Genomic DNA, 21,596 nt, shown 5'->3' with positions numbered 1-21,596 from the left:
GATGCGTAACGTTCGGATTTATGAAACATCTTGTCATGGGCTGTCGATGGCACTCATTCAGGCCCACGGGTCTCCGCATCATTGAGTTCAGACGCATCACGCCTCGTGCGATTCATGTGCATGCCGGAGAACGCTGATTCTTGGGATCTCAATTCGGCGATTCGTGCCCGCGACCCTGGTCGCCTCAGATTGGCAATCCATACAAATGACATGCCGCAGAGGACGGATGAAAACAACTCTCTTTTTGAAAATCGCTTTTAAATTCCGATGAAAAGGTATATATGCATCGAAGAGAGCTCGGAATGCGAATAGGGGATCTTTTCGGCTGCGTTGAAATAGCTGCGCCGAGGGTCTCGAGGAGGGAGCAGAATGGCGGTACTTCCAGTCGCCCCGGTTGCCAGGCTGATAAGAATGGCCGGAGCCAAGAGGGTGAGCGAGGACGCAAGCATCGAGCTTGCATCGATTTTGGAGAACTATGGCATCGAGATAGCAAAAGAGGCGATAGACTGGGCAAACCATGCGAAGCGAAAGACTGTGAGGGCAGAGGATATAAAAGAGGCTGCAAAGCGAGTGAGACCGCTCAAGCCGGGAGAATGAAACCCCGATTGGAGAGAACACCGATATGGACTATCCCGATATGGACTATCGTGCGCTTGGTCTTGTCTGCGGAATAGAGATCCATCAGCAGCTTGATACCAGATGCAAGCTCTTCTGCAGCTGCCCGACTGTGCACAGGGAGGTGGAGGACTCGAACTTCGAGTTCTTCAGGTACCTCAGGCCTGCGAGAAGCGAGCTCGGGGAGATCGACAGGGCTGCTCTTGAGGAGACACTTGTATCGAGGAGGTTCGTATACAAATCCTACAACACAACATGTCTTGTGGAGGCAGATGAGGAGCCTCCAAGGGAGCTCAACCGGGAGGCTCTTGAGATCGCCCTCGTGATCGCACGTCTTCTAAAGATGCGCATCGTCGATGAGATCCACACTATGCGCAAGACCGTGATAGATGGCTCGAACACATCTGGATTTCAGCGCACCGCATTCATCGCGTCCAGCGGATCCATAGATACATCATGCGGGCCTGTCGGCATAGGAATACTCTGCCTGGAGGAGGAGGCCGCCAGGATAGTCGAGGATCGCGGGGATGAGGTGGTGTATTCTCTCGACAGGCTCGGCATTCCCCTTGTCGAGATCGGGACCGCTCCTGACATAGTTTCTCCGCAGCATGCCAGAGAGGTGGCTCAGCACATCGGCATGATACTCAGATCGACAGGCCGGGTCAAGCGCGGCCTCGGCACGATACGCCAGGACGTGAACGTATCGATCGCCGGAGGCGCTAGGGTCGAGATCAAGGGTGTTCAGGAGCTGAACCTGATAGAGAGGATCGTCGAGCTTGAGGTCATTCGCCAGGTAAGGCTGCTCGAGATCAGAGATGAGCTCCGGAGAAGAAACGCCCGTGTGTGCGGAGATGTCGTCGATGCGACCGGGCTGTTCTCGAACACGCGCTCCAAGGTCGTCGCAAAGGCCCTCAAGAGCGGCGGCGCGGTTCTTGCCACGAAGCTTGCTGGTTTCAAAGGGATTATTGGAAAAGAGGTGCAGCCAGGGAGGCGCCTCGGCACAGAGCTATCTGACAGGGCGAAGCGTGCGGGTGTCGGCGGCATATTCCACACCGACGAGCTGCCAGCATATGGAATAACAGAAGAGGAGGTATCATCACTCAGGAGCCTGCTGAGCTGCGAGGAGAGCGATGCTGTGGTGATGGTGGCAGCGCCTCCCGAGAGGGCGAGAAAGGCGATAGAAGCTGTTATTGAGCGCGCGCGCGAGGCCATTGCGGGCGTGCCGGAGGAGACCAGGAGAGCGCTTCCCGATGGCACATCAGAGTACATGCGTCCGCTTCCTGGATCCGCCAGGATGTACCCTGAGACGGATGTACCGCCTGTCGTTGTAAATAAAGAGATGGTCGAGCGGCTCAGGCTTCCAGAGCTCGTCGTGGAGAGGGCTGAGAGGTACCAGAGGGAGTACGGGCTCAGCCCAGAGCAGGCCAGGATAATGGCAGCCTCATCCAATTACCAGCTCTTCGAGGAGATCGTGCGGGTGTACAGAGTACAGCCCTCACTCGTCGTGCGCTCACTGGAGTCCACACCTGTCGAGCTTGCGAGGGATGGCGTGCCGGTTTACAGGCTCAGCGAGAGGCATTTCATGGGCTGCTTCGACCTCCTCTCTCAGAAGAGAATCGCAAAGGAAGGCATACCCGCGCTCCTCAAGGCCATGGCTGAGAACCCCGATGCAGATCCGGAGAGCGCGGCGGAGGCAGCAGGTCTGATGAGCCTGGGCGCGTCAGAGGTCGAGAGAATCATCCATGAGATTGTTTCCGCAAAGGTTGATCTCGTCAGGGAGAGAGGTGAGCGCGCGATCGGGCCCCTCATGGGGCTCGCGATGGAGCAGCTGAGGGGCAAAGCAGACGGTGCGGCTGTGAGTGCTCTTATAAAGAAGGAGATAAATGCGATCCTCGGGAAGGCGGTCTGATCCGCAACTCATGAACTCATTCAGGCGATCTGACGGTGATGCAGGCATCTGATGGCATCAGGCATCTGATGGCATTGAAGTCATGTCTCCATCGAGGTGGATCGCCCTCGTTGGGCATCTTTCTTCACCATGAAGTCGATGACCACGTTGTATTTCCTGGGCGCATAGCTTCTGACTACGCTCCTGTACGTAACAGCAGCCTTGCACCCGAGCTCCCGGGCTTTCTCCTCTATGATCCTGACATCCCTGTAGAGATCGTCCTCAGGGGCGAATGTGTAGTAGTGAACCACGCCCCCATTCTTCGCGGTGCGTATCGCCTCTGTCAGGAAGAGAGAGGCAGAATGCGGCAGGTTCATCACGACGTGATCCGCTTTATCTGCGAGGTCTTCTGTGAGAGATGAAGCATCGCCCTCGCGTATCTCCACATCCAGGCGGTTCATCCTCGCGTTCTCCTTCAGGAGCTTTGCCGCGCAGGGATTCTTGTCGATCGCGATCACCCTGGCGCCACGTTTCGCCATGAGGAGCGAGAAGGGGCCCACGCCTGCGAACATATCCACCACAAGATCTCCGGGGCGCACCTGCTCTGCGACTCTGAGCCTCTCGGTGCTGAGCCTCGGGGAGAAGTACGCGCGCTCGAGATCGACCTTGTAGCGGATGCCGTGCTCTCTGTGAATCGTGAGCGTCTTCATCTCGCCTGCTACGTGTCTGTACCTGCGGAGCCTGAACTCACCCTCGACATCTGAAATTGGGGTGAGAACAGTGCGAATTCCCCGGTGCACTGCCATGATCGCTTCCGCAGATCTCTCAGGCTCCTCATCCTCAACCACTGCTATATCCCCGATGGTCTCGAAGCTCGGTCTTCTGCCAAGGATCTCCTCAACGGTAATCCTCCTACGATCCTCATCGAATTCCATGTGGACGATCTCGACATCCGCAAGCCCCTTCAGCGCATCCGGACTGATTGAATCAAGAACTGGAATGTACACGTGAGAATCGTCTGAGCGGATGCGCTTTCCCTTGTCGAGAGCGCCCATCTCGATGAGGGCCCTCCGTATCCGCTCGCCCATCGAGCGCGGCACCTTCAATCCAGGCGTGAGCTCAGACATCTTAACACGCTACTGTAATCATGAGACGATATCATGAGAAGCTGCATCAAGTCCAAGCATATCTGCTGGTGGCAGATCCTTCTAGCGTCTGCATCATGATACCTTCAGTCACCGCAGGACGAGCTGCAGTGCGCGATGGGGGCAGGCCGTCACGCACGCACCGCACTGGATGCATTTTCCTGGATCAGTTACAACCTTCCAGTCGTCGAATCTGAATGTGCCGGTGGGGCATATCGCGATGCATGCGCCGCAGTGGACGCACTCCTCCTCGTTTCTCATCACAGGGATCTCTAGAAGTACAACATCCACACCCCTGCGCTCGAATGCGTCTTTCACCTGTTTGCATTTATCATCCGAGACATCGAGGACGATCTCGCCGCTGACAGCATCTATGCTTGCCCTCTCGATGTTTATGAGCGCTCCTGTCTCCAAGATTACGGACGCGATCAGAGGCTTTCTGACTATGCCTGGCGCGACCCTGAGCATGAGCTTCATATCGACCGTCTCCCGGCAAACAGCCTGCTCAAGTCGTTGCTTGTTATCATCCCTATGACGCGGTTATCCTTATCCACAACCGGCAGCGCGGAGATGCTGTGGATATCCATCGTCCTCGCAGCCAGCTCTATCGGCTCATCCGGCGTCGCCGTATACACCCGCCTGGTCATTATCTCCGAGACTCTTGAGATGTTGCCATTTGCAACAGCCTTGGATATGTCCCATGTCGTTATTATTCCCATGAGCTTTCCATCATCAGAGACGACGGGGAGATGATCGAACCGACTTCCGACAATGACGCGCGCTGCCTCAGGCACGCTGATGTTCTCGCCCACTGTAACAACATCCCTGTTCATGACATCCCCGACGTAGGGAAGCTCCTTCGTCTGCTTCATCGGCCTGCTGACGCCACTCTTTGAGAGAGGCTCTGCCTGCTCCGTCAGCAGGAACTCCCCCCTTTCGATCCACTTCTTCAGGGTTCCCGCGACCATTCTTGCCATGTGGAAGCTTGATAGCGATGCGGTTGGAACCTCTTTTCCATTAATCTCCACGAAACCTGACCTCAGTTCCGCATAGCTCGTGCTCTTCAGCACAGGCCTGTCCCTTCGCTGCACACCATAATCGACAACAGGAACGGTGATGTCGCTGTCCCTGACAGCAGTGCTCAGCGCGAGCCTCTCGTTCAGTATCGGTATCGGGACGCCAACGCCAACGTAAAGCGTCGGACCATATTTTGTGAACGTGGCCGCCCTCAGGAACTCGCTGCTCATCCTCTTGAGATCTCCCGAGACCATCAGCGTGGCGAAGCCTGTCCCGGGGCTGTGCTGCGTGCCTGGACCAACGATGTAACCCTGCGCGCCGCCGAGGAATATCCTGACCCCAGTCCCTATGTACTCGAATCCCGGATCGTTGGAGATCGGGTTGAGAACGCCAGCGCCGCTGTAATGGACATTCCCGAAGTGTGGAAGAAGCGTTCCCATATACGTGTGAAGGGTCCTGTCGGAGGAGTTTGTGGCAGCGTTGTACCTCTGATAAGCATTTCTTGGATTGACCATGAGCGCCTGGTTTAGGTCCTCCAGATGCAGGGTCGTCTCGATCTCCATCCTGGGATAACAGTCTGTGCCCACGCCCTCGCCCATCACGTCCACAGCTCTTCCGGAGACGAGATCCTCTATGACATGAGCCCCACCATACTCTATGCCCCTGTCCTCAGATGGCTGGGTCGCTCCGAGAAATAGATCGACTGCAGCAACTCCACCGTATGCCTCAACCTGGTTAAGCCAGGCCCTTGAGATCTTTATCGGCGGATCGCTGTGACCGAGGTTCAGGAAGACTCCAGAGGAGCACATCGCCCCGAAGGTGCCGGTGGTCACGACATCAACCTCGCGCACAGCGCCATCCGGCCCCAGCTCCTCGACGATGGAGGGCATCTCCTCCGCGGTCACAACCCTGACGCTTCCGTCACGTATCCGCTCGTTGATCTCGGATAGCGATTTTTTTGCTTCCACGGCTGGGGCTTGCACCTTTTCCGATAAAAAGATATCTCATCGGCTGGCACCAGTGAAACGCTCTCCATATAATGACTTTCCTGGAAAGACAATGGCCCCGGCATGCGTTCTTGGAGAATGAATGAGTGCATCCAGCAACCGTACTACATGTCCTCTAAGTTGCTGAACACACAATAGCGCAGTGAAATTATGAAAGATCTGTGCGGTCGTCATGACAATTGATCTGAAGTAGTGGACTCAATGGATTTTCAGGAATCGGCATTCACTGCACAGCAGATCGCAATTCTGCGGTGACACATGCTGGTTAGATGATCCGATTCACGGCCCAATGCTTTTTTTTTGGTGCTAGACGTTTCCTGCACGAACAGGGTTATATTCCACATCCGGAGATGTCTCTATAGATGTCTGGAAAGAGGATCGTCCTGACAAGCGACCGTACAATGATGTCCTCATATCATGGGGGTGTCCTGCTCGGGTTTGCCGCGATAATGCCCAGGGCAGTCATGCCCGACTGGCTCCTGAGATCTTTATTCTGTCCTCCTGTGAAGGCATACCCGGATGGCAGGGCTGTTTATGCGCCATGCGGCATGAGAAAGGTGGAGGCTGCGCTGCTAGAAGCTGGTTTCTCCAGGGACGAGGTCATGGTCGCGCATCCAGATCACCTCGACAAGGCGATTGGTAGCGATACAGAGATCGTGGGCATAACACACGACGATCCGATGGGGAAGATAGCCGTCCGCGAGATCGAGGATATCATTAACAAAGGCCCGCCCCACAACAGGCACAGCTTTCTCAGGCTTATAAATCACCCTCTGATAAAAAAACATGATCCCGTAATCGTGGTTGGGGGCAATGGCGCATGGGAGCTAGCTGATGAGGATGTGGGCGTCGATCACATCTACCTGGGTGAGGGCGAGAGCAAGTTCCCGGAGGTGTGCATGGCGATTCTCTCTGGAAAGAACCCCCCTAGGATCATAGAGGGAACACCTGTGGCCGGAGACAGAATTCCGGTGAACAGGGGTGCAACGATAGCAGGCATAGTCGAGATCGGAAGAGGTTGCTGGCGGGGCTGTGCCTTCTGCTCTCCGACGATGCGATCGCTCAGACACCGGCCGGTATCCAGCATCCTGGAGGACGTCAGGGTGAATATGAGGGAGGGGATGAGGGACGTGCTCCTTCACTCAGAGGACGTTTTCACATACGGCTCCAGGGGAATGCGCCCTGAGCCTGATAAGGTGCTGGAGCTCTTCAGGAGCGTCAAGGAGCTCTCCCCGCACACAATAGACGTCTCTCATCTCAGCCTGGCGACTGTACATCAGTCCATGGACCTCCTCCGCGAGATCTCCGAGATTGTGGGTGTAGGCACCGATCAGAGATACATGTCAGCATGGATAGGGATCGAGACCGGAAGCTGTCGGATGCTGGAGATGCACATGCCCAGGAAGGCGCTGCCAGAATCTCCGGAGCGGTGGCCTGATATCGTGAGGGAGTGCTACGCGCTCTTCCACGAGGAGCACTGGGTGCCGGTCGCCAGCCTGGTTCTGGGGTTGCCAGGTGAGACCGCTGATGATGTTGTCAGGACCACTGAGCTCGTGGAGTCGCTCAAGGATTACACAGGGCTGATGCTGCCGCTCTTCTTCACACCAATGGCTGGCACATCGCTTGGCAGCTACAAAGGACTCGGAAAGGATAACGCCCTTCCCGAGCACTGGGAGCTGGTCGGGACATGCATGGAATACAACCTGAGACATCTCAAGAAGCTTCACAATTTATACAAAGAGCGCATGACGCCGAATCCAATGGTGCATGTCGGCCTGCGTATGATCAACATAGCAGCGGATATAATTCTCCAGAAATACATGAGAAGAATGAAAAGGGGGGAACCGCCAAACTGAAAGAAATTTTCGATCCAGACTGAGGATGGCCTGAAGCTAGTAGTTCTCCAGCACCGATTTCACTATCATCTTGTGGTCGTTCTTCAACGAGTACACGTTGTGGTCTCCGGATACATCTATGCTGAGAATTCCCAGGCGCGTGTTCATTAGCCCGACCATGGCAGAAACACCGCGATAGCTTACATTGAAGCCCTCCTTCTCGAGGTGCGTGAAGATGTCCTCAGTCGTAAAGGACGAGTCGCTCAAGAACAACTTCAGCACTGCTTTTCTGATCCCTATACCATCCCGCTTCAGATAATTCCTCAGCCGCTCCTGAATTCTCTCCTCAGCGCTCTCCATCCAGCAAGCTCACCGGCCATAAAGAAGGATGCGATGGCTTATAAAGGTATTCTCTCCACGACCAGCCCATCCTCTGTTGGATACCTCTCAACTATCTGAGGAGATCCGATCTGCCTCACCTCATCTGCGATCTCCTCGAGTATCCAGGCCGCGATCTCTATCCCATTATCCGCGAGCTCGTACATGCTCTCCGGGACACCCAGATTCTCAAGGACTCTGATCGCAGCCTGGAGATCCGAAGCGAGGATGATGCCTGTCAATAAAGTGCCATCATCGCTCACGATATCAAACGCCCTCCTGATCCTCTCAGCGCGCCGCTTCAGCCTCTCCCTGAGCTGGACGGAATCCTTGAAGACGGAGGAACAGTAGTGGAGCTTTATCCCGTAATGCATGAACGACCTGGCGATCGACTCGCTCCCGATCGCGGCGCACGAGTTCGGATTCACCCTGAATCCTCTGGCTCTGAGCATATCCGCATTCGTCTCGGAGAACTCGAGTTCATTTATGTTGAGAAAAGCACCGGCGCTCTGCACAGCCTCTGCGATCCACGGTGCAGGTGCGATCGCCGGGATCTCCACGCCAGCCTCTATCCCGAGGTTCCTCGCGGATTTGAGTACTCCTACAAGGCGGACGTCCTCCTGCTCGGGATCGGGGTGAATCCTCAGCTCGTCCAGACCTGCCTTGCGAAGCTTTGAAAGCACGCTCTCCCCAGGCACGATTCCCGTGTAGAGGTGGATGTGATGCTCGCTTCCCAGATTCCTTTTCAGCATGCGAATTGTGTCCAGAACCAGATCCAGCTTGAACAGAGGCTCTCCGCCGGTTATGCCTGTGCCGAGGGCATCGATCGCCCGTGCCTCCTCCAGGATATCCTTCGGAGATGAGACGATCCGCTCATTCGCGAAGATAATCTCCCTGCCCCTTCGCTCCACAGAGAGCGGGCAGTAGAAGCACCCTCTGGTACATACACCCGTCACGAACAGGACCAGGGATGCACCCTGCCTGCATATCTCACATCCTGGAGGGAGGTAGTTGTGAAACGATCCTGTAGCGTCGTGAACCCATTTCTCAGGCATACTATCATCATATGCATTTTATGAGTGGATTGCCGTGCGAAGGTGAATAACTGTAACTGAACGATCTCCTTCTGTAACTTTCGTCGCCGCTTTCATCCCGGCAGCAGCCTCTTCCGCGCGCCAGATCGCCAGCTGCTCCGCAGATGAGGGACGTGGAGAGAACAAATTGGCATTCAGTCCGGATCAGCCCTCCAATAAAAATTGATCAAAAACAGTGACATGAGGCGGCTGTCTTCAGACGCGCGCCTCTCCTCAGCTCCCGCCTATCAGACTTATAACCAGATAGGCTAGGAGCGTACCAACGACAAACACAACTGCAAATGCGCCAAACACCATCGAATCGGCTATGACGAACTCTCCGCCAGTCATCTATCTCACTACCAGGACAGGAGTTGTTGCCCAATATAAGACTTTCTGGACCACGCTGCCTATGAGAAGCTTCGACACGCCGCTCTCGCCGTGGCTTCCCATCACGATGCAGTCGATGTTCTCGGTTCTGGCCACATCTATGATGACATTTGCGGGCGCACCAATCCTTATGACAGTCTCGACCTTGACGCCTAGCTTCTCGCCCATCTCCTTTATGTCATCCAGGGCCTTCTCGCCCTGCCTCTGCAGCTTGGCCTCGACCTCCTTCTTGTCGGCACCCAGCTGCCTTACAGCGCTCGCTATGACGACCTCGTTGACCACGTAAAGCGCCAGGACCTCCGCACCCAGAGCCTTCGCAAGCTCAAGCCCCTCTTCCGCAGCCAGTCTGGACTTGTCGGAGCCATCTGTGGCGATCAAAATACGCTTGTACATCCTAATCCCACCTTTTGTGGTCTCTATCAACGACTTGGTATAAATAGCTATCTTCAGGATTTTAGCATCCGCAGGGCCAGTAATGCGGCATTCTCTCCTGCATCTATTCCGACACAGGCCACAGGCACTCCGGGAGGCATCTGGACTATGGAGAGAAGCGCGTCTATTCCGAGAAGCTTCCCGCTCACCGGCACGCCTATAACAGGCCTCTCGGTCCTGGCGGCCACAGCTCCAGGAAGTGCAGCTGACATTCCGGCAACAGCTATGAAGACCCTCGCATTCGAGCTCTCTATATACTGATCGAGCTCCTTCGGGTTCCTGTGCGCAGAGATCACCCTGTGCTCGTAGCTCGCCCCATGCTCATCCAGCACTCTCAGAATTCTGTCCACGATATGCTGATCTGACCTTGATCCTGAGATTATCGATACATCTGGCATGCACTCTCAGAGCTCTGCTGTGAAGATGAATTTTATCCAGTCTGACGCTTCCTGTGTATGACCCTCTGGGCCTTGCCCTCTGTTCTCGGGAGGGATCCGATGGGGAAGACGTCGCCCTTCGGGCTGAAGCCGAGAGCCTCCTTAAGAGCCTTCTCAACAATGTATCCAGTCACCCCTGGCTCAGCCTCGACATTGATCCTGATCTCCTTGACGCCATCAATATCCTCGACGATGATCTGGTAGTTCGCTCCGATACCAGGGATCTGCATCAGCGCCTGCTCGACCTGCTTCGGGAAGAAGTTCACGCCCTTCACGATGAGCATGTCGTCAATCCTGCCTGTAATGGGCGCTATCCTGATGTGCGTTCTGCCGCAGTCGCAACGCTCCCTCGAGATGATTCTGGTGAGGTCAGCTGTGCGAAAACGTATCACGGGAAGCGCCTCTCTTGTGATCGAGGTCACGACAAGCTCCCCGGTCTCACCATCCTCCACAGGCTCTCCTGTCTTTGGATCCACAATCTCCACGATGTAATGGTCCTCCCAGACGTGTATGCCATCGTGTGCAGCACAATCCATCCCGAGGGTTCCAACGCCTCCCGTCTCAGTCATTCCATAGATATCGAAGACTTCCACGCCGAGACCTGTGGAGATCCGCCTCTTCATAGCATCCGAGAACGTCTCCGCCCCGAATATCCCTATCTCGAGATCCGGCAGCTCCTCATTGAGCTCGTTCATCACCTCTATCAGGCGCACACCGTAGCTCACAACCCCGGTGATGATTCTTGTCTTGAGATCTTTAGCGAGCTTGATCTGTCTTACAGTGTTTCCGGGGCCTGCAGGTATGACAAAGAGGCCTGCGGCCCTTGCGCCATGATACATCCCGAAGCCGCCGTTGAACAGGCCGAAGAGCGGCGTGATCTGCACAGCGTCACCCCTTCTGGCTCCAGACATCATGTAACACCTAGCCATGCACTCCGCCCACTGCGCGAGGTCTCCCTCGGTGTAGGGCATTATCACAGGGGTCCCTGTGGAGCCGCTCGACATGTGCATCTCCACGATCGAATCCCTAGGGACACAGCTCAGCCCGAGAGGGTAGTTCTCTCTGAGCAGCTCCTTGTTAGTCATCGGGAGCCTCTGGAGGTCATCCAGAGTTTTTATCTCCTCAGGCGAGACGCCGTGAGCATCGAAGAGTCTCCTGTATACAGGATTCGATTCGTAAACGTGACGCACGGTTCTGCGGAGCCCCTTCGTCTGGATATCCCGCAACTTCTCTCTGGAAGCGGTCTCGAGCTTCTCATTATGGTAACCGAACCTCATTCACATCACTTCTGCTAACCGTCTCCGATCTGTTGTCTGAAGATCGGTAGATCTTCTAGGTTTTTGACAACCATGTACAACTTTGTGCAATCAAGGCTGCGGATGCGGAGAATCTGATTTAACAGTTGCGGTTGTAATATAGTGGACCTGTCCGGATAAGAGCTGAGGCCAGAAATCTGGACTTTATCGCCTTCCACAGGTCGGAAACACCAGATCTATTTGGACAGGTCCGTAATGGTGACAGACAGCAGTGGTGCATGGGTTGTGCTTGGGCATCTCGTGTGTCCAGAATAACAGCAGGCTGTAGGGATGCAGCATGCACTCTCATAGTATCAAAACATCGCATGCTTGTGAGCTCAACTACAGGAGAACAACCCGAGGTGAATTCGCATGCGCCAGGGATCTACTTCAGCATTCTCTCTCTTATATCCCTGAAGCTCCAGAGGCGGCCTCGATTGATGCCCGGGCATCTGGATGCCTCTGAGAGCCAAGCATCCCTGCTCTCCAGTATCTCTGCCCAGAAGGGATAGCTCCTGCACTGGTGAGGCCGTGCTGGATATATGATGCAGCGATCCCCCTGAAGCATCACGCAGCTCATATCCAGATGGTCTCTCAAGACGAAACCATGCTCGCACTCCAGAAGGTAATCTCGGATGAGCACATCCTGAGAAACGCCAAGAAAATCCGCGATTGCGCTGCACTCTTCAGGGGAGACCCAGACTATGCCCTGGCTCCTGCAGCACCTGCCACACCGAATGCACTCGAATCTCAGACCTTCGCGATACCACGGTTCCGGGTTCTGCTTTGTGATATGCACCATCCCCGTCAATTGGTATGAAAATGGTTTTCGCAAAGGTCCATTTTCATCCACATGGGTGACCTTGGGTCATGGGTGTTTTTTCCTTCTAAAGAGAGGTTTGATACTCTCGCGCTTGGGGTTCCCATGATGCGAACGGTGCGCAGAGGGCCGGCTGCTCGAACGCCTGGAGACTCAGAGGACGATAACTCCATCCCCTGCGCGTTATGATTGAATCTGGATACTGTTCTCCTAAGAACATCAGTCCTGACTATCCTCTCCGGCCTGAAGACCTGAGTTTGCACATTGCTATCCCCTATCACCATGCTCACTGCACGGACTCGTGGATCCATCTCATATAGGGCTCATGACCGTCTGCGATCTCCAGAGCTATGATCTCAGGCAGCTGGTAACTGTGAAGCTCCAGGATCCGTCTGCGGACTCTTTCTGCCGCATCAGGTGTTGTTTTCACGAACAGCATCTCCTCTTTCTCTCTGGAGATCTTCCCCTCCCAGATGAAATGCGACCTGACAGGGATCACGTTGACACACGCGGCCAGACGCTCCTCCACAAGGGTATAAGCTATTCTATCCGCATCTCCGGGAGGAGCTGTGGTTATTACCATCATGCATCTCCTTTCACCCATCTACCTCCCTCCTCAGTCAGCTCCTTCTTCCACATCGGAACCCTTCTCTTCAGCTCATCGATAACATACTCGCATGCCTGGAATGCCTCTTTTCGATGAGATGATGCGCATACCACCGCAACGATAACTTCACCAAGCAATAGGCGGCCCTTCCTGTGCACAACATCCACAAAGGATAGGCCGAAGCGGGCGATCGCCTCCTCCTTTATCCTTTTGAGCTCCTCCAGAGCAGCCTCATCATACGCCTCCACCTCCATGCCTAGGACACCCGGATCAGCTCTGACAACGCCGATAAATGCGACCACTGCGCCGTAATCGGGGTTTATTGATCTGCCGAGAATCTCTTCCAGATCGATCTCGCTATCTGATATCAATCAACCACCTGCCACAGGTGGGAATATAGCCACCTCATCGTTGTCAGAGAGTGCCGCCCCGAGATCTTCAGGCATATTCAGCCTTCTCCTGTTGAGCATGATTATGAAGTAGTCCCTGAGCTCCCCTGTGTCTGAGTAGAGAGCCCTTCTGAGGTCTGGCTTGATCTCACAGAGGTGGTTTATGAGATCCGATACATTAGATCCGCTCTCGATCTCGACCATCATCTCTTTCCCCAGAATCTCCCTGAAGCTTGCAAATGCCCTGATCTTTATCCTCATAGTGACCTTTCCCTTTGAATAGCGGGGCTTTCTGCACTTCGACTTACACCGACTCTCTCGATGCACATAACCTCTCGGGTGCTCAAAGTTGCAGAAAGCCGCGCTCTCCTGCATCAGAGTGTAATGGCATTATTCCCATGCTCGCATTCTTTAAACCTGTTCCAGGCAGATGAGTCTCGCCGGCGTTGGGAGGTGTAATGGCATCATTCCCATGCTCGCATTCTTTAAAGCCACAATTTTGTTGTAAAGATGCCTGCAGGGCGTCCAGCGCATACCCCAACAGTTTGATCGGATCCTTCGCCGGGTCACGACTGGAGCTGCAAGCAATTTCCTCTCATCAGTACCTCATAACCCCTCTCACATTTATCTCTTCGTACGGGCTTGCTCTGAAGGAGTTTGCGCCCCGCTACCATTTAAATGTGCTCTGGCTTTTTATCTGTAAGCGTGACATCCATCCACTTTGACGTGTCCGAATAGTGGGCTTAATCCAGAAATCCGGGCCTTACTGCTTTGGATGGCTGAGACAATCCTTATTCGGACAGGAACATCCACCTGACCAAAACGCTATTATCGTATGAGGGCAGCTCTGAGTCTCCGATGGCCAAGCAAAAGAAAAAGGCGAAGAGCAGGGAGACCGGCCGGAAGGAGCCCCCCCAAAAACCTCCTGAGACCCAGAAAGAGGTCAAGAAGGTCTTGAAAAAGAAGACGCCTGAGGAGCGAAGGAAGGCGCAGATAGAGGGTATAAAGAAGACGCTTGTCCCTTCGATCCTCGGGATAATCTCCGGAATTCTGTGCTACTATATTCTCGGTACAGGAACCGATATGATGCTTGGTGGGGTCAGGGTGGAGTGGCATTTTATCCTTTTGAACCTGATACTCATCACAACGATAGTGCAGAGATTCATCTACCCGCTTATAGGGATAGACGTCCTCGCGTTCAAGGGAAAGGACTGGTTTTACGTCGAGTTTATTGTGGTAGATCTCTGGGCCGTGACCTGGACCATACTTCTGAACTGAGGTGTCTTCATGAGGATAGCTGTTGTCAACAGAGACAGGTGCCAGCCGAGGAAGTGCGCCAGGGAGTGCGAGTACTTCTGCCCGCCCGTGCGCACAGGAGATGAGACGATAGTATTCGTTGATGACAAGCCTGTTATTACAGAGAATCTCTGCGTGGGCTGTGGGATATGCGTGAGGAAATGCCCGTTCGGCGCGATAACGATAACAAACCTGCCTGAGGAGATTGGTGCACCTGTGCACCGCTACGGCAGCAACGGCTTCGCGCTCTACGGCCTGCCAATACCGGTCGAGGGAAAGGTCACAGGCATTCTGGGGCCGAACGGCATAGGAAAGTCGACAGCGGTTGCGATACTCTCGGGACTTCTGAGACCGAATCTCGGAAAAGATGCCACGTGGGATGAAGTTCTCGAGAGGTTCGCAGGCTCAGCGATTGGCGATTACCTCAAGAAGGTCGCTGAGAAGGGCGTGAGGACTGCATACAAGCCGCAGTATATCGACAGGATACCAAAAAGCTACAGAGGATCAGTCAGGGAGCTTCTGAAGAGGACGAATGAGAGGGGGGAGCTCGACGCACTCGTAGATCGTCTCGGCTTGAGTCATCTGCTGGACCGCGAGATAGACAGCCTCAGCGGCGGCGAGCTGCAGAGGGTGGCCATCGCAGCAACAGCCGCGCGTGATGCGGATTTCTACTTCTTCGATGAGATCAGTCCATATCTTGATATCAACCAGAGGATCCTGGCCGCGAGGATGCTCCAGGATCTCGCCTCTAATAAAGCTGTGATGGTCGTCGAGCACGACCTCGCGCTTCTGGATCTGCTTGCGGAAAGTGTTCATCTCGCCTACGGAACTCCGGGAGCCTACGGCGTCATAACCAGGCCGAAAGGAATCAGGGTCGGAATAAACCAGTATCTGAGAGGATTCCTGCCAGAGGAGAACGTCCGTATACGCTCGGAGAGCATAGAGTTCGAGGTCCACGCTCCAAGAGATGAGAAGGACGTGCCGGTTCTTGTGGAGTACGGGGAGTTCTCCAAGAGCTACAATGGATTTGAGCTATCAGCGATGCCTGGTGTTATAAGGAGAAGCGAGGTCGTGGGGATCCTGGGTCCGAACGGCATAGGGAAATCGACATACATAAAGATCCTGGGTGGCATAGAGAAGCCCACGAATGGCAGGATAGATGCAAAGCTCAAGATCTCCTACAAGCCTCAGTACCTGAAGGCCGAATCCGATGTCACAGTGGAGGCTCTGCTCAGAAGCATAACTCCCGACTTCGACAGCAGCTACTATCAGTCTGAGTTCGTAAAGCCGCTGGCGCTCGATCGGCTCCTTGATCAGAGCATGACAGAGCTGAGCGGCGGTGAGCTCCAGAGGGTCGCAATAATAGCATGCCTGAGCATGGACGCAGATCTTTATCTGCTGGACGAACCGTCTGCACATCTTGACGTCGAGCAGAGGATGATGGCCGCGAGGGTCATGAGACGGTTTGCGGAGTCAACCGAGCGCTCTGTCGTGGTCGTGGATCATGATATTTATCTGATAGATATGCTCTCCGAGAGGCTGATAGTCTTTGAGGGCAAACCAGGTGTGAGGGGAATCGCAAACCCTCCATGCGATATGCGTGAGGGGATGAACAAGTTCCTCTCAGCGATCGGTATAACATTCAGGCGTGATGAGGATACAAAGAGGCCGAGGGTGAACAAGCCGGGATCAAAGCTAGACAGGGCTCAGCGGGAGATGGGGGAATATTACTACGCGCTGAGCTGATGTGGGAGGGCGATGGGCTGCGAAGGTCCCGTCATATGAGGTCCTACCGGATGAAGATCTGCAGGCCGGTGAGTAACCCGGGGCTCTCAGCTAAATATGACGCTATAGAACACCTGTTGTGATGAGAAAGAAACAGCTTGAGATCCTGCTCCAGCATGTAAGAGGGTTCCCGAGCCCTTCAGCAGCGATGGAGCAGTACATGACTCCACCATCGCTCGCATCAGATCTGCTCTACATTGCTTACATGAGGGGAGAGCTCTCGCAGGTCATCGATCTCGGCTGTGGCACAGGCATCCTGGCGATAGGGGCCGCGCTTCTGGGAGCTATGGCATATGGAGTGGATATCGATCGCCAGGCGCTGAGGATCGCGCGTGAGAATGCTGAGATGCTTGGCGTCCACGTGGACTTCATCCTGGGGGATATCGAGCGTATCGCGTTTCGCAGGGTGAAAACCGTCATCATGAACCCGCCTTTCGGCGCACAGCGCGCCAGCCGGGGCGATCGCGCGTTTCTCAAGAAGGCGGTGGAGATCGCGGATGTTATATACACGATCCACAATGCAGGAAGCCTGAACTTCGTTCGCAGCTTCGTCTCTCCCTGCAGGGTCGAGGAGGTCTACAAAGCAAGAATTCCAATTAAAAGAACATTCGAGTTTCACAGGAAAGACGTGGAATGGATAGAGGTTGAGTTATATAGGATTGCGTGCAAGCAGTGGTCAGATGTCAGGCACAACCGAGGAACTCAAGTATAAGCAGATGGATGGTGCCCTGGTCCTTCCAGGCGACAGGATAGGCTCGGCTGAGGAGTTCGTCCCTGGGCACGATACATATGTATTCGGGGGCAACATATATGCCTCAACCACCGGTGTGGTCGATATCGACCCCGAGAGCCGCCTTGTGAGTGTGATACCGAGAAGCAACGCCCTGCCCAGAGTGGAGAACGGGGATATCGTCGTCGGAGAGGTTGTTGATATAAAAGAGAATCTCGTGATACTGGCGCTCGCATTCAAGAAGGGCTACGAATCCAGGCCGCTTCCGGAGCTGGACGCAACCATACACATATCAAACGTGAAGAGCTCATATGTCAAGGACCTGAAGCAGATGTTCGGCCTGAGGGATATCGTCAGGGCGAAAGTGATAGATGCGAGACAGATGCGGCTCTCGACCGAGCCAGATGATATGGGAGTGATAAAGGCTTACTGCAGCAGCTGCACGACACCTCTTGTAAAAAAAGACAGCCGTTTGGAATGTCCTGAATGCAAGCGCACTGAGATGAGAAAGCTGAGCACCTACTACGGCACAGGTCTTGTTTAGGGGGCATGCATTGAATCTGAAGGTTCTGAAGAAGACTGAGGATGAGCTCAGGATAGAGTTTGAAGGGGAGCGGCACACGCTGCTCAACCTCCTGAGAAGCGAGCTACTTGAGGATGAGAGGGTTGTGATAGCCACCTACGACGCGAAGTTTCCGATAATGGACAACCCAGTCTTCAGGCTAAAGACGAGGGGCGTGGATCCTCTTGATGTTATCAGAGATGCATCCGCCCGGATTGCGGATCTCTGCGACGAGTTTCTGCGAGAGTATGAAGAAGCAGTGAGATGAATAAGCCGCAGATGATAGAGATCGATGGCTCGTATGGTGAGGGCGGCGGCCAGATCGTGAGGACATCTGTGGCTCTCTCCACCCTCACCGGCATTCCCGTCAGAATAAAGAACATCCGCCGTAACAGGCCAAGGCCCGGGCTTGCAGCGCAGCATGTCAGGGCAATCGAGGCCCTGGCGCAGATATCTAGGGCTGAGACGCGAGGAGTGCATCTCGGATCTGAGGAGATAGAGTTCATCCCGGGCAGGATATCTGCAGGAAGCTATGATGTGGATATAGGCACTGCGGGAAGCGTCACACTCCTGATACAGTGCCTGCTTCCGGCGCTCACTGCAGCTGAGGGACCTGTGACAGTAACGGTCAGGGGCGGCACAGACGTCAGATGGAGCCCGACTGTTGACTACCTGGAGCATGTGGCACTTCCAGCGATGCATCTTTTTGGAGTCACTGCCACATTCAGGTGCGAGCGGCGCGGATACTATCCGAGAGGGGGAGGGGTGGTGGTGCTGAGCACCAGGCCGTCCAGGCTCAGGCCCGCCAGGCTGGAACTAATCGAAGAGGGTATCTGTGGGATATCACACTGTGGCTCCCTCCCGGAGCATGTGGCAAGGCGTCAGGCTGATGCTGCACTCGAGCTGCTAAAGGAAAAAGGGTACGATGCAAGAATAGATATCCAGACCATGAGCTCGTCGTCTCCTGGCAGCGGGATAACGCTCTGGTCCGGGTTCAGGGGATCGAGCGCGCTCGGCGAGAGAGGCGTGCGTGCAGAGGATGTCGGAAGGGAGGCTGCGAAAGCTCTTATTGATGAGTTAAAATCCAAAGCATCGGTTGATGTTCATCTCGCGGATCAGCTCATACCGTACATCGCGCTCGCTGGCGGTGAGTACACGACACGTGAGATCTCAAGCCACACCAGAACAAACATCTGGACGGCCCAGAGGATCCTCAGATGCAGGATAGATATCGATGAGGGTGAGGTCTTCAGGATACACAGCACTGGATCAGGGTGATCATACCAGGTCACGATGTTCATCATCCCGCCTCGATCGCACAGTGCTTTTCGCGCTTGCCCTGTCTCTTCTCATCCTCACCTCCGGCTCACGGTCCATTGAGCTGAACAATGCTACGGTCATCGATCTGGCTGAAGGAAAAGCTGTGATAGAGCAGCCTGTATCCGGAAAGATCTTCAACATCACGGCGATAGCCAGAATTGAGAACATATCTGTGATCCACAATTCGCATACTGCAAGATGCAGCGTGGAGGAGAGCTTCTGGAGGGGTGTTTACAGGTACAGGATCACTGCTGACTCCCCGGTATCAGGCATTTTGAGATACGAGGCGCCATTGAGGGGACAGCAGTTTATATCTCCAATCGTTCTCAACGGAACTGTCGTTGTCGCGATTCCGGAGGGTTACACAACTGGCGCCAGGGCTCTTGGCATTCCAAGACCTGAGCCGTATGAGATCTTCCATGAGAACCGCACAGTTGTTGTCTGGAGGCTCGAGAGGGAATCCATCGTCGAGGTGGGATTCTACAGAAATGACGCTCCACAGATACTCGGCTACTTCTTTGTCCTCCTCCTGGCTGCTGGGATATTCCTGGCAGCTGGCTACTACTCCAGTATAAAAAAGCTCGAGGCGATGCGGAGAGGTCTGAAGTAGGCGGAAGCGCCACCACTTCAAGTCTCTCTCCTGCGTACATCCCAACCACAGGGGCTCATGTGGTTGAATCGTTTGAGTATCGATCTCGGATTACCCTAACATCAAACGTCTTCGCCTCTTTATTCAAGCTCATCAGCCCGCCGAATCACACGGATGAGCCTTCAGTCAACTACTCCTGCCTGAAGATCGGAGCTTGTCCCTGGCGCCATGCGGAATCTTCTACCTCTGGCGCACTCATAATCCAGCGTGCGGAGGAGAGCTGGCGCCATGTGGATACTCAAACATGATTCTTCTACTGGGCCTCGGCTCCGTCGATAGGATTCGACGGCTTTACAAATAGAGCTCCGAAGAGCAGCGACCCGGAGAGACACTCCTAGCCTCAAATGCAGGTTTCAGCTTCCGCATTGCTGCGGATTCAGAGTGCTCTGAGATGCCTCTCGTCATTCCTGCTCGAAACCGTTTCTCCGTAAAGAGTGTCTTGTTAGGTCGGAGAAGATTTCAGGAGATAATATTCAGCGTAAAGATTTCGTCTACCGTGTGGAGTACGCTCCTCCCCGTCCCGAAGAACGGGGTATCAGCTACCCCTTGCACCCCAGCACTATGAAAGTGCATTTCTGATGTATTTCGAGAAGAGCTTTGTGGGCAGTGGGCCCGACGCGATTCGAACGCGTGATCCCCGCCGTGTGAAGGCGATGTCATAACCACCTAGACCACGGGCCCTCAATGCAGAGAGGTACGACCAATTATTAGTACCTTGCCCTTGATCGGAGGGACCTGTCCGAATAAGGATTAGTGTCTCAGAACATCCAAAAGCAGTAAGGCCCGGCTTCTGGCTTAAGCTCTTATTCGGACATGTCTGATCGGAGACTGCAGAGCACCACTCGGCATTTTATACATGAAGTACCAGGACGCTGCATGTAGGGGTTGACAGCAGATTTTTAAACAATGACCTATCACCAGATCCGGACTATTATGTTTGAGAAGGAGATCTTGCGGCTGAAATCTGAAAGGAATGCCATCATACTCGCGCACAACTACCAGCCGGGTGACGTGCAGGACATCGCGGATCTGACCGGCGACTCCCTGGAGCTGAGCAGGGCCGCTGCCACAATCGACTGCAAGGTACTCGTCTTCTGCGGCGTGGACTTCATGGCGGAGACCGCAGCAATACTCTCTCCAGAGAAGATCGTGATACATCCGGACACAAGTGCCTGCTGCCCGATGGCGCAGATGATCTCACCACATGATGTCAGATCGCTGAGGGAGAAGCACCCTGATGCTGCAGTGGTCTGTTATGTCAATTCCTCAGCTGATGTCAAGGCGGAGAGTGATATTTGCTGCACATCCGCAAATGGTGTGCAGGTCGTGAATGCACTGGATGCTGACGAGATTTTGTTCATACCGGACAGGAACCTCGCAGCTTACGTCGCCCGGCATACCGATAAGAGGATAATCCCTTGGGACGGATACTGCTACGTCCACGACAGGTATACCGCATCTGATGTCTCGGAGGCCAGGAAAAAGCATCCTGATGCTGAGCTTCTGGTCCATCCTGAGTGCAGGCCAGAGGTAATAGATATGGCGGATGGAGTGTACAGCACATCGGGGATGCTGAAGCATGCCAGAGCCAGCGGTGCGAATGAGTTCATAATAGGAACTGAGGTCGGGATCCTCCACAGGCTCTGCGCTGAGAATCCCGAGAAGATGTTCTATCCGCTAAGCAGCGGTGCTGTATGTGAGGATATGAAGAAGATCTCGCTGAAGAAGGTCCTGCGGGCGCTTGAGACGCTATCCCCACGGGTAGAGGTCCCGCAGACCACAGCGGTCAGGGCCAGACGGGCAATAGAGAGGATGCTTGCAGTCTGAGAACTCATGAGTTAGCATCCGCAGAGCATCGGCTCCTGCAGCTATTCGATGCCCGAGCACACAACCAGGATCTTCTGGCTTTAAGGATCGGTCGTTCAG

General features: G+C 54.4%; 23 protein-coding genes and 1 tRNA gene. 11 read left to right on the top strand and 13 right to left on the bottom strand.

Annotation, left to right across the window (positions count from 1 at the left end; all coding sequences use genetic code 11):
- The first annotated feature begins 369 nt into the window (after nt 1–369).
- Complete coding sequence (locus tag MTHE_RS00120; RefSeq protein WP_011695227.1) at nt 370–597, top strand: histone family protein; 228 nt, start codon at nt 370–372, stop codon at nt 595–597.
- Between the two features lie 25 nt (nt 598–622).
- The gene (gatE, locus tag MTHE_RS00115; protein WP_011695226.1) at nt 623–2,524 is read left to right on the top strand and encodes a Glu-tRNA(Gln) amidotransferase subunit GatE; all 1,902 of its coding nucleotides are present in this window, start codon (nt 623–625) and stop codon (nt 2,522–2,524) included.
- Between the two features lie 80 nt (nt 2,525–2,604).
- On the opposite strand, the gene MTHE_RS00110 is transcribed toward gatE, so the two are convergent.
- The 3 genes from MTHE_RS00110 to MTHE_RS00100 form a co-directional block, all read right to left on the bottom strand.
- Nucleotides 2,605–3,630 carry a class I SAM-dependent methyltransferase gene (locus MTHE_RS00110; protein WP_175265627.1) on the bottom strand — a complete coding sequence of 342 codons (1,026 nt, stop codon included), beginning with the start codon at nt 3,628–3,630 and terminating at the stop codon, nt 2,605–2,607.
- A 108-nt stretch (nt 3,631–3,738) separates the two neighbouring features.
- Entirely contained in the window at nt 3,739–4,125 is a 387-nt protein-coding gene (locus tag MTHE_RS00105; protein ID WP_011695224.1) for a 4Fe-4S binding protein, read from the bottom strand.
- Nucleotides 4,122–5,633, bottom strand: a complete 1,512-nt coding sequence (locus MTHE_RS00100) for a homocysteine biosynthesis protein (RefSeq protein WP_011695223.1) — start codon at nt 5,631–5,633, stop codon at nt 4,122–4,124. The genes MTHE_RS00105 and MTHE_RS00100 overlap by 4 nt, the downstream gene beginning before the upstream one ends.
- Nucleotides 5,634–6,034: 401 nt before the next feature.
- Between MTHE_RS00100 and MTHE_RS00095 the strand changes: the two genes are divergently transcribed.
- Nucleotides 6,035–7,528: a B12-binding domain-containing radical SAM protein gene (locus MTHE_RS00095; protein ID WP_011695222.1), complete on the top strand. Its 1,494-nt coding sequence runs from the start codon at nt 6,035–6,037 to the stop codon at nt 7,526–7,528.
- Between the two features lie 36 nt (nt 7,529–7,564).
- Here MTHE_RS00095 and MTHE_RS00090 read toward each other — a convergent pair whose 3' ends face one another.
- The 9 genes from MTHE_RS00090 to MTHE_RS00050 all read right to left on the bottom strand — a co-directional run bounded on the left by MTHE_RS00090 (nt 7,565) and on the right by MTHE_RS00050 (nt 13,589).
- Nucleotides 7,565–7,867 carry a DUF2551 domain-containing protein gene (locus MTHE_RS00090; protein WP_011695221.1) on the bottom strand — a complete coding sequence of 101 codons (303 nt, stop codon included), beginning with the start codon at nt 7,865–7,867 and terminating at the stop codon, nt 7,565–7,567.
- Between the two features lie 38 nt (nt 7,868–7,905).
- The gene (locus MTHE_RS00085; RefSeq protein WP_011695220.1) at nt 7,906–8,940 is read right to left on the bottom strand and encodes a radical SAM protein; all 1,035 of its coding nucleotides are present in this window, start codon (nt 8,938–8,940) and stop codon (nt 7,906–7,908) included.
- A 369-nt stretch (nt 8,941–9,309) separates the two neighbouring features.
- Complete coding sequence (locus tag MTHE_RS00080; RefSeq protein ID WP_011695219.1) at nt 9,310–9,741, bottom strand: universal stress protein; 432 nt, start codon at nt 9,739–9,741, stop codon at nt 9,310–9,312.
- Nucleotides 9,742–9,794: 53 nt separating this feature from the next.
- Nucleotides 9,795–10,178: a 5-(carboxyamino)imidazole ribonucleotide mutase gene (gene purE / locus MTHE_RS00075; RefSeq protein WP_011695218.1), complete on the bottom strand. Its 384-nt coding sequence runs from the start codon at nt 10,176–10,178 to the stop codon at nt 9,795–9,797.
- Between the two features lie 32 nt (nt 10,179–10,210).
- Nucleotides 10,211–11,494, bottom strand: coding sequence for a phenylacetate--CoA ligase family protein (locus MTHE_RS00070; RefSeq protein WP_011695217.1), 1,284 nt, complete (start codon nt 11,492–11,494; stop codon nt 10,211–10,213).
- Nucleotides 11,495–11,897: 403 nt separating this feature from the next.
- Nucleotides 11,898–12,314, bottom strand: coding sequence for a YkgJ family cysteine cluster protein (locus tag MTHE_RS00065; protein ID WP_175265626.1), 417 nt, complete (start codon nt 12,312–12,314; stop codon nt 11,898–11,900).
- A gap of 304 nt (nt 12,315–12,618) precedes the next feature.
- Nucleotides 12,619–12,936, bottom strand: a complete 318-nt coding sequence (cutA, locus tag MTHE_RS00060; protein WP_011695215.1) for a divalent-cation tolerance protein CutA — start codon at nt 12,934–12,936, stop codon at nt 12,619–12,621.
- A complete protein-coding gene (locus MTHE_RS00055) occupies nt 12,915–13,310 on the bottom strand; it encodes a molybdenum cofactor biosynthesis protein MoaE (protein WP_011695214.1) in 396 nt (131 codons plus the stop codon). The genes cutA and MTHE_RS00055 overlap by 22 nt, the downstream gene beginning before the upstream one ends.
- Nucleotides 13,311–13,589 carry a ubiquitin-like small modifier protein 1 gene (locus MTHE_RS00050; RefSeq protein WP_011695213.1) on the bottom strand — a complete coding sequence of 93 codons (279 nt, stop codon included), beginning with the start codon at nt 13,587–13,589 and terminating at the stop codon, nt 13,311–13,313. It abuts the gene before it with no gap.
- A gap of 597 nt (nt 13,590–14,186) precedes the next feature.
- On the opposite strand from MTHE_RS00050, the gene MTHE_RS00045 reads away from it, so the two are divergent.
- The 7 genes from MTHE_RS00045 (at nt 14,187) to MTHE_RS00015 (ending at nt 19,631) form a co-directional block, all read left to right on the top strand.
- Complete coding sequence (locus MTHE_RS00045) at nt 14,187–14,606, top strand: EMC6-like membrane protein (protein WP_011695212.1); 420 nt, start codon at nt 14,187–14,189, stop codon at nt 14,604–14,606.
- A 9-nt stretch (nt 14,607–14,615) separates the two neighbouring features.
- Nucleotides 14,616–16,370, top strand: coding sequence for a ribosome biogenesis/translation initiation ATPase RLI (locus MTHE_RS00040; RefSeq protein ID WP_011695211.1), 1,755 nt, complete (start codon nt 14,616–14,618; stop codon nt 16,368–16,370).
- A gap of 121 nt (nt 16,371–16,491) precedes the next feature.
- Complete coding sequence (locus MTHE_RS00035) at nt 16,492–17,121, top strand: METTL5 family protein (protein ID WP_011695210.1); 630 nt, start codon at nt 16,492–16,494, stop codon at nt 17,119–17,121.
- On the top strand, nt 17,090–17,683 hold the full coding sequence (locus tag MTHE_RS00030) for an exosome complex RNA-binding protein Csl4 (protein WP_175265625.1): 594 nt from the start codon (nt 17,090–17,092) through the stop codon (nt 17,681–17,683). Before MTHE_RS00035 ends, MTHE_RS00030 begins: the two co-directional genes overlap by 32 nt.
- A 10-nt stretch (nt 17,684–17,693) precedes the next feature.
- Nucleotides 17,694–17,969: a DNA-directed RNA polymerase subunit L gene (locus MTHE_RS00025; RefSeq protein WP_011695208.1), complete on the top strand. Its 276-nt coding sequence runs from the start codon at nt 17,694–17,696 to the stop codon at nt 17,967–17,969.
- An 11-nt stretch (nt 17,970–17,980) separates the two neighbouring features.
- Nucleotides 17,981–18,979 carry an RNA 3'-terminal phosphate cyclase gene (rtcA, locus tag MTHE_RS00020; protein WP_175265969.1) on the top strand — a complete coding sequence of 333 codons (999 nt, stop codon included), beginning with the start codon at nt 17,981–17,983 and terminating at the stop codon, nt 18,977–18,979.
- Nucleotides 18,980–19,022: 43 nt separating this feature from the next.
- Nucleotides 19,023–19,631 carry a DUF5803 family protein gene (locus tag MTHE_RS00015; RefSeq protein ID WP_011695206.1) on the top strand — a complete coding sequence of 203 codons (609 nt, stop codon included), beginning with the start codon at nt 19,023–19,025 and terminating at the stop codon, nt 19,629–19,631.
- A gap of 646 nt (nt 19,632–20,277) precedes the next feature.
- Here MTHE_RS00015 and MTHE_RS00010 read toward each other — a convergent pair.
- A tRNA-Val gene (locus MTHE_RS00010) sits at nt 20,278–20,351 on the bottom strand.
- A gap of 225 nt (nt 20,352–20,576) precedes the next feature.
- Here MTHE_RS00010 and nadA point away from each other — a divergent pair.
- Nucleotides 20,577–21,497, top strand: coding sequence for a quinolinate synthase NadA (gene nadA, locus MTHE_RS00005; protein ID WP_011695205.1), 921 nt, complete (start codon nt 20,577–20,579; stop codon nt 21,495–21,497).
- Nucleotides 21,498–21,596 lie beyond the last annotated feature (99 nt).

Origin of the sequence: Methanothrix thermoacetophila PT (assembly GCF_000014945.1) — an archaeon.
Classification (GTDB): domain Archaea; phylum Halobacteriota; class Methanosarcinia; order Methanotrichales; family Methanotrichaceae; genus Methanothrix_B; species Methanothrix_B thermoacetophila.
This window is presented reverse-complemented; position numbering and strand designations above follow the sequence as displayed.

Coding starts and splice junctions, on each gene's coding strand:
- MTHE_RS00040 (WP_011695211.1), top strand. CDS start 14,616: ATGAGGATAGCTGTTGTCAACAGAGACAGGTGCCAGCCGAGGAAGTGC.
- MTHE_RS00030 (WP_175265625.1), top strand. CDS start 17,090: ATGTCAGGCACAACCGAGGAACTCAAGTATAAGCAGATGGATGGTGCC.
- MTHE_RS00065 (WP_175265626.1), bottom strand. CDS start 12,314: ATGGTGCATATCACAAAGCAGAACCCGGAACCGTGGTATCGCGAAGGT.
- rtcA (WP_175265969.1), top strand. CDS start 17,981: ATGATAGAGATCGATGGCTCGTATGGTGAGGGCGGCGGCCAGATCGTG.
- MTHE_RS00085 (WP_011695220.1), bottom strand. CDS start 8,940: ATGCCTGAGAAATGGGTTCACGACGCTACAGGATCGTTTCACAACTAC.
- nadA (WP_011695205.1), top strand. CDS start 20,577: ATGACCTATCACCAGATCCGGACTATTATGTTTGAGAAGGAGATCTTG.
- MTHE_RS00080 (WP_011695219.1), bottom strand. CDS start 9,741: ATGTACAAGCGTATTTTGATCGCCACAGATGGCTCCGACAAGTCCAGA.
- MTHE_RS00095 (WP_011695222.1), top strand. CDS start 6,035: ATGTCTGGAAAGAGGATCGTCCTGACAAGCGACCGTACAATGATGTCC.
- cutA (WP_011695215.1), bottom strand. CDS start 12,936: ATGGGTGAAAGGAGATGCATGATGGTAATAACCACAGCTCCTCCCGGA.
- MTHE_RS00120 (WP_011695227.1), top strand. CDS start 370: ATGGCGGTACTTCCAGTCGCCCCGGTTGCCAGGCTGATAAGAATGGCC.
- MTHE_RS00090 (WP_011695221.1), bottom strand. CDS start 7,867: ATGGAGAGCGCTGAGGAGAGAATTCAGGAGCGGCTGAGGAATTATCTG.
- MTHE_RS00035 (WP_011695210.1), top strand. CDS start 16,492: ATGAGAAAGAAACAGCTTGAGATCCTGCTCCAGCATGTAAGAGGGTTC.
- MTHE_RS00070 (WP_011695217.1), bottom strand. CDS start 11,494: ATGAGGTTCGGTTACCATAATGAGAAGCTCGAGACCGCTTCCAGAGAG.
- MTHE_RS00045 (WP_011695212.1), top strand. CDS start 14,187: ATGGCCAAGCAAAAGAAAAAGGCGAAGAGCAGGGAGACCGGCCGGAAG.
- gatE (WP_011695226.1), top strand. CDS start 623: ATGGACTATCCCGATATGGACTATCGTGCGCTTGGTCTTGTCTGCGGA.
- MTHE_RS00110 (WP_175265627.1), bottom strand. CDS start 3,630: ATGTCTGAGCTCACGCCTGGATTGAAGGTGCCGCGCTCGATGGGCGAG.
- MTHE_RS00105 (WP_011695224.1), bottom strand. CDS start 4,125: ATGAAGCTCATGCTCAGGGTCGCGCCAGGCATAGTCAGAAAGCCTCTG.
- purE (WP_011695218.1), bottom strand. CDS start 10,178: ATGCCAGATGTATCGATAATCTCAGGATCAAGGTCAGATCAGCATATC.
- MTHE_RS00050 (WP_011695213.1), bottom strand. CDS start 13,589: ATGAGGATAAAGATCAGGGCATTTGCAAGCTTCAGGGAGATTCTGGGG.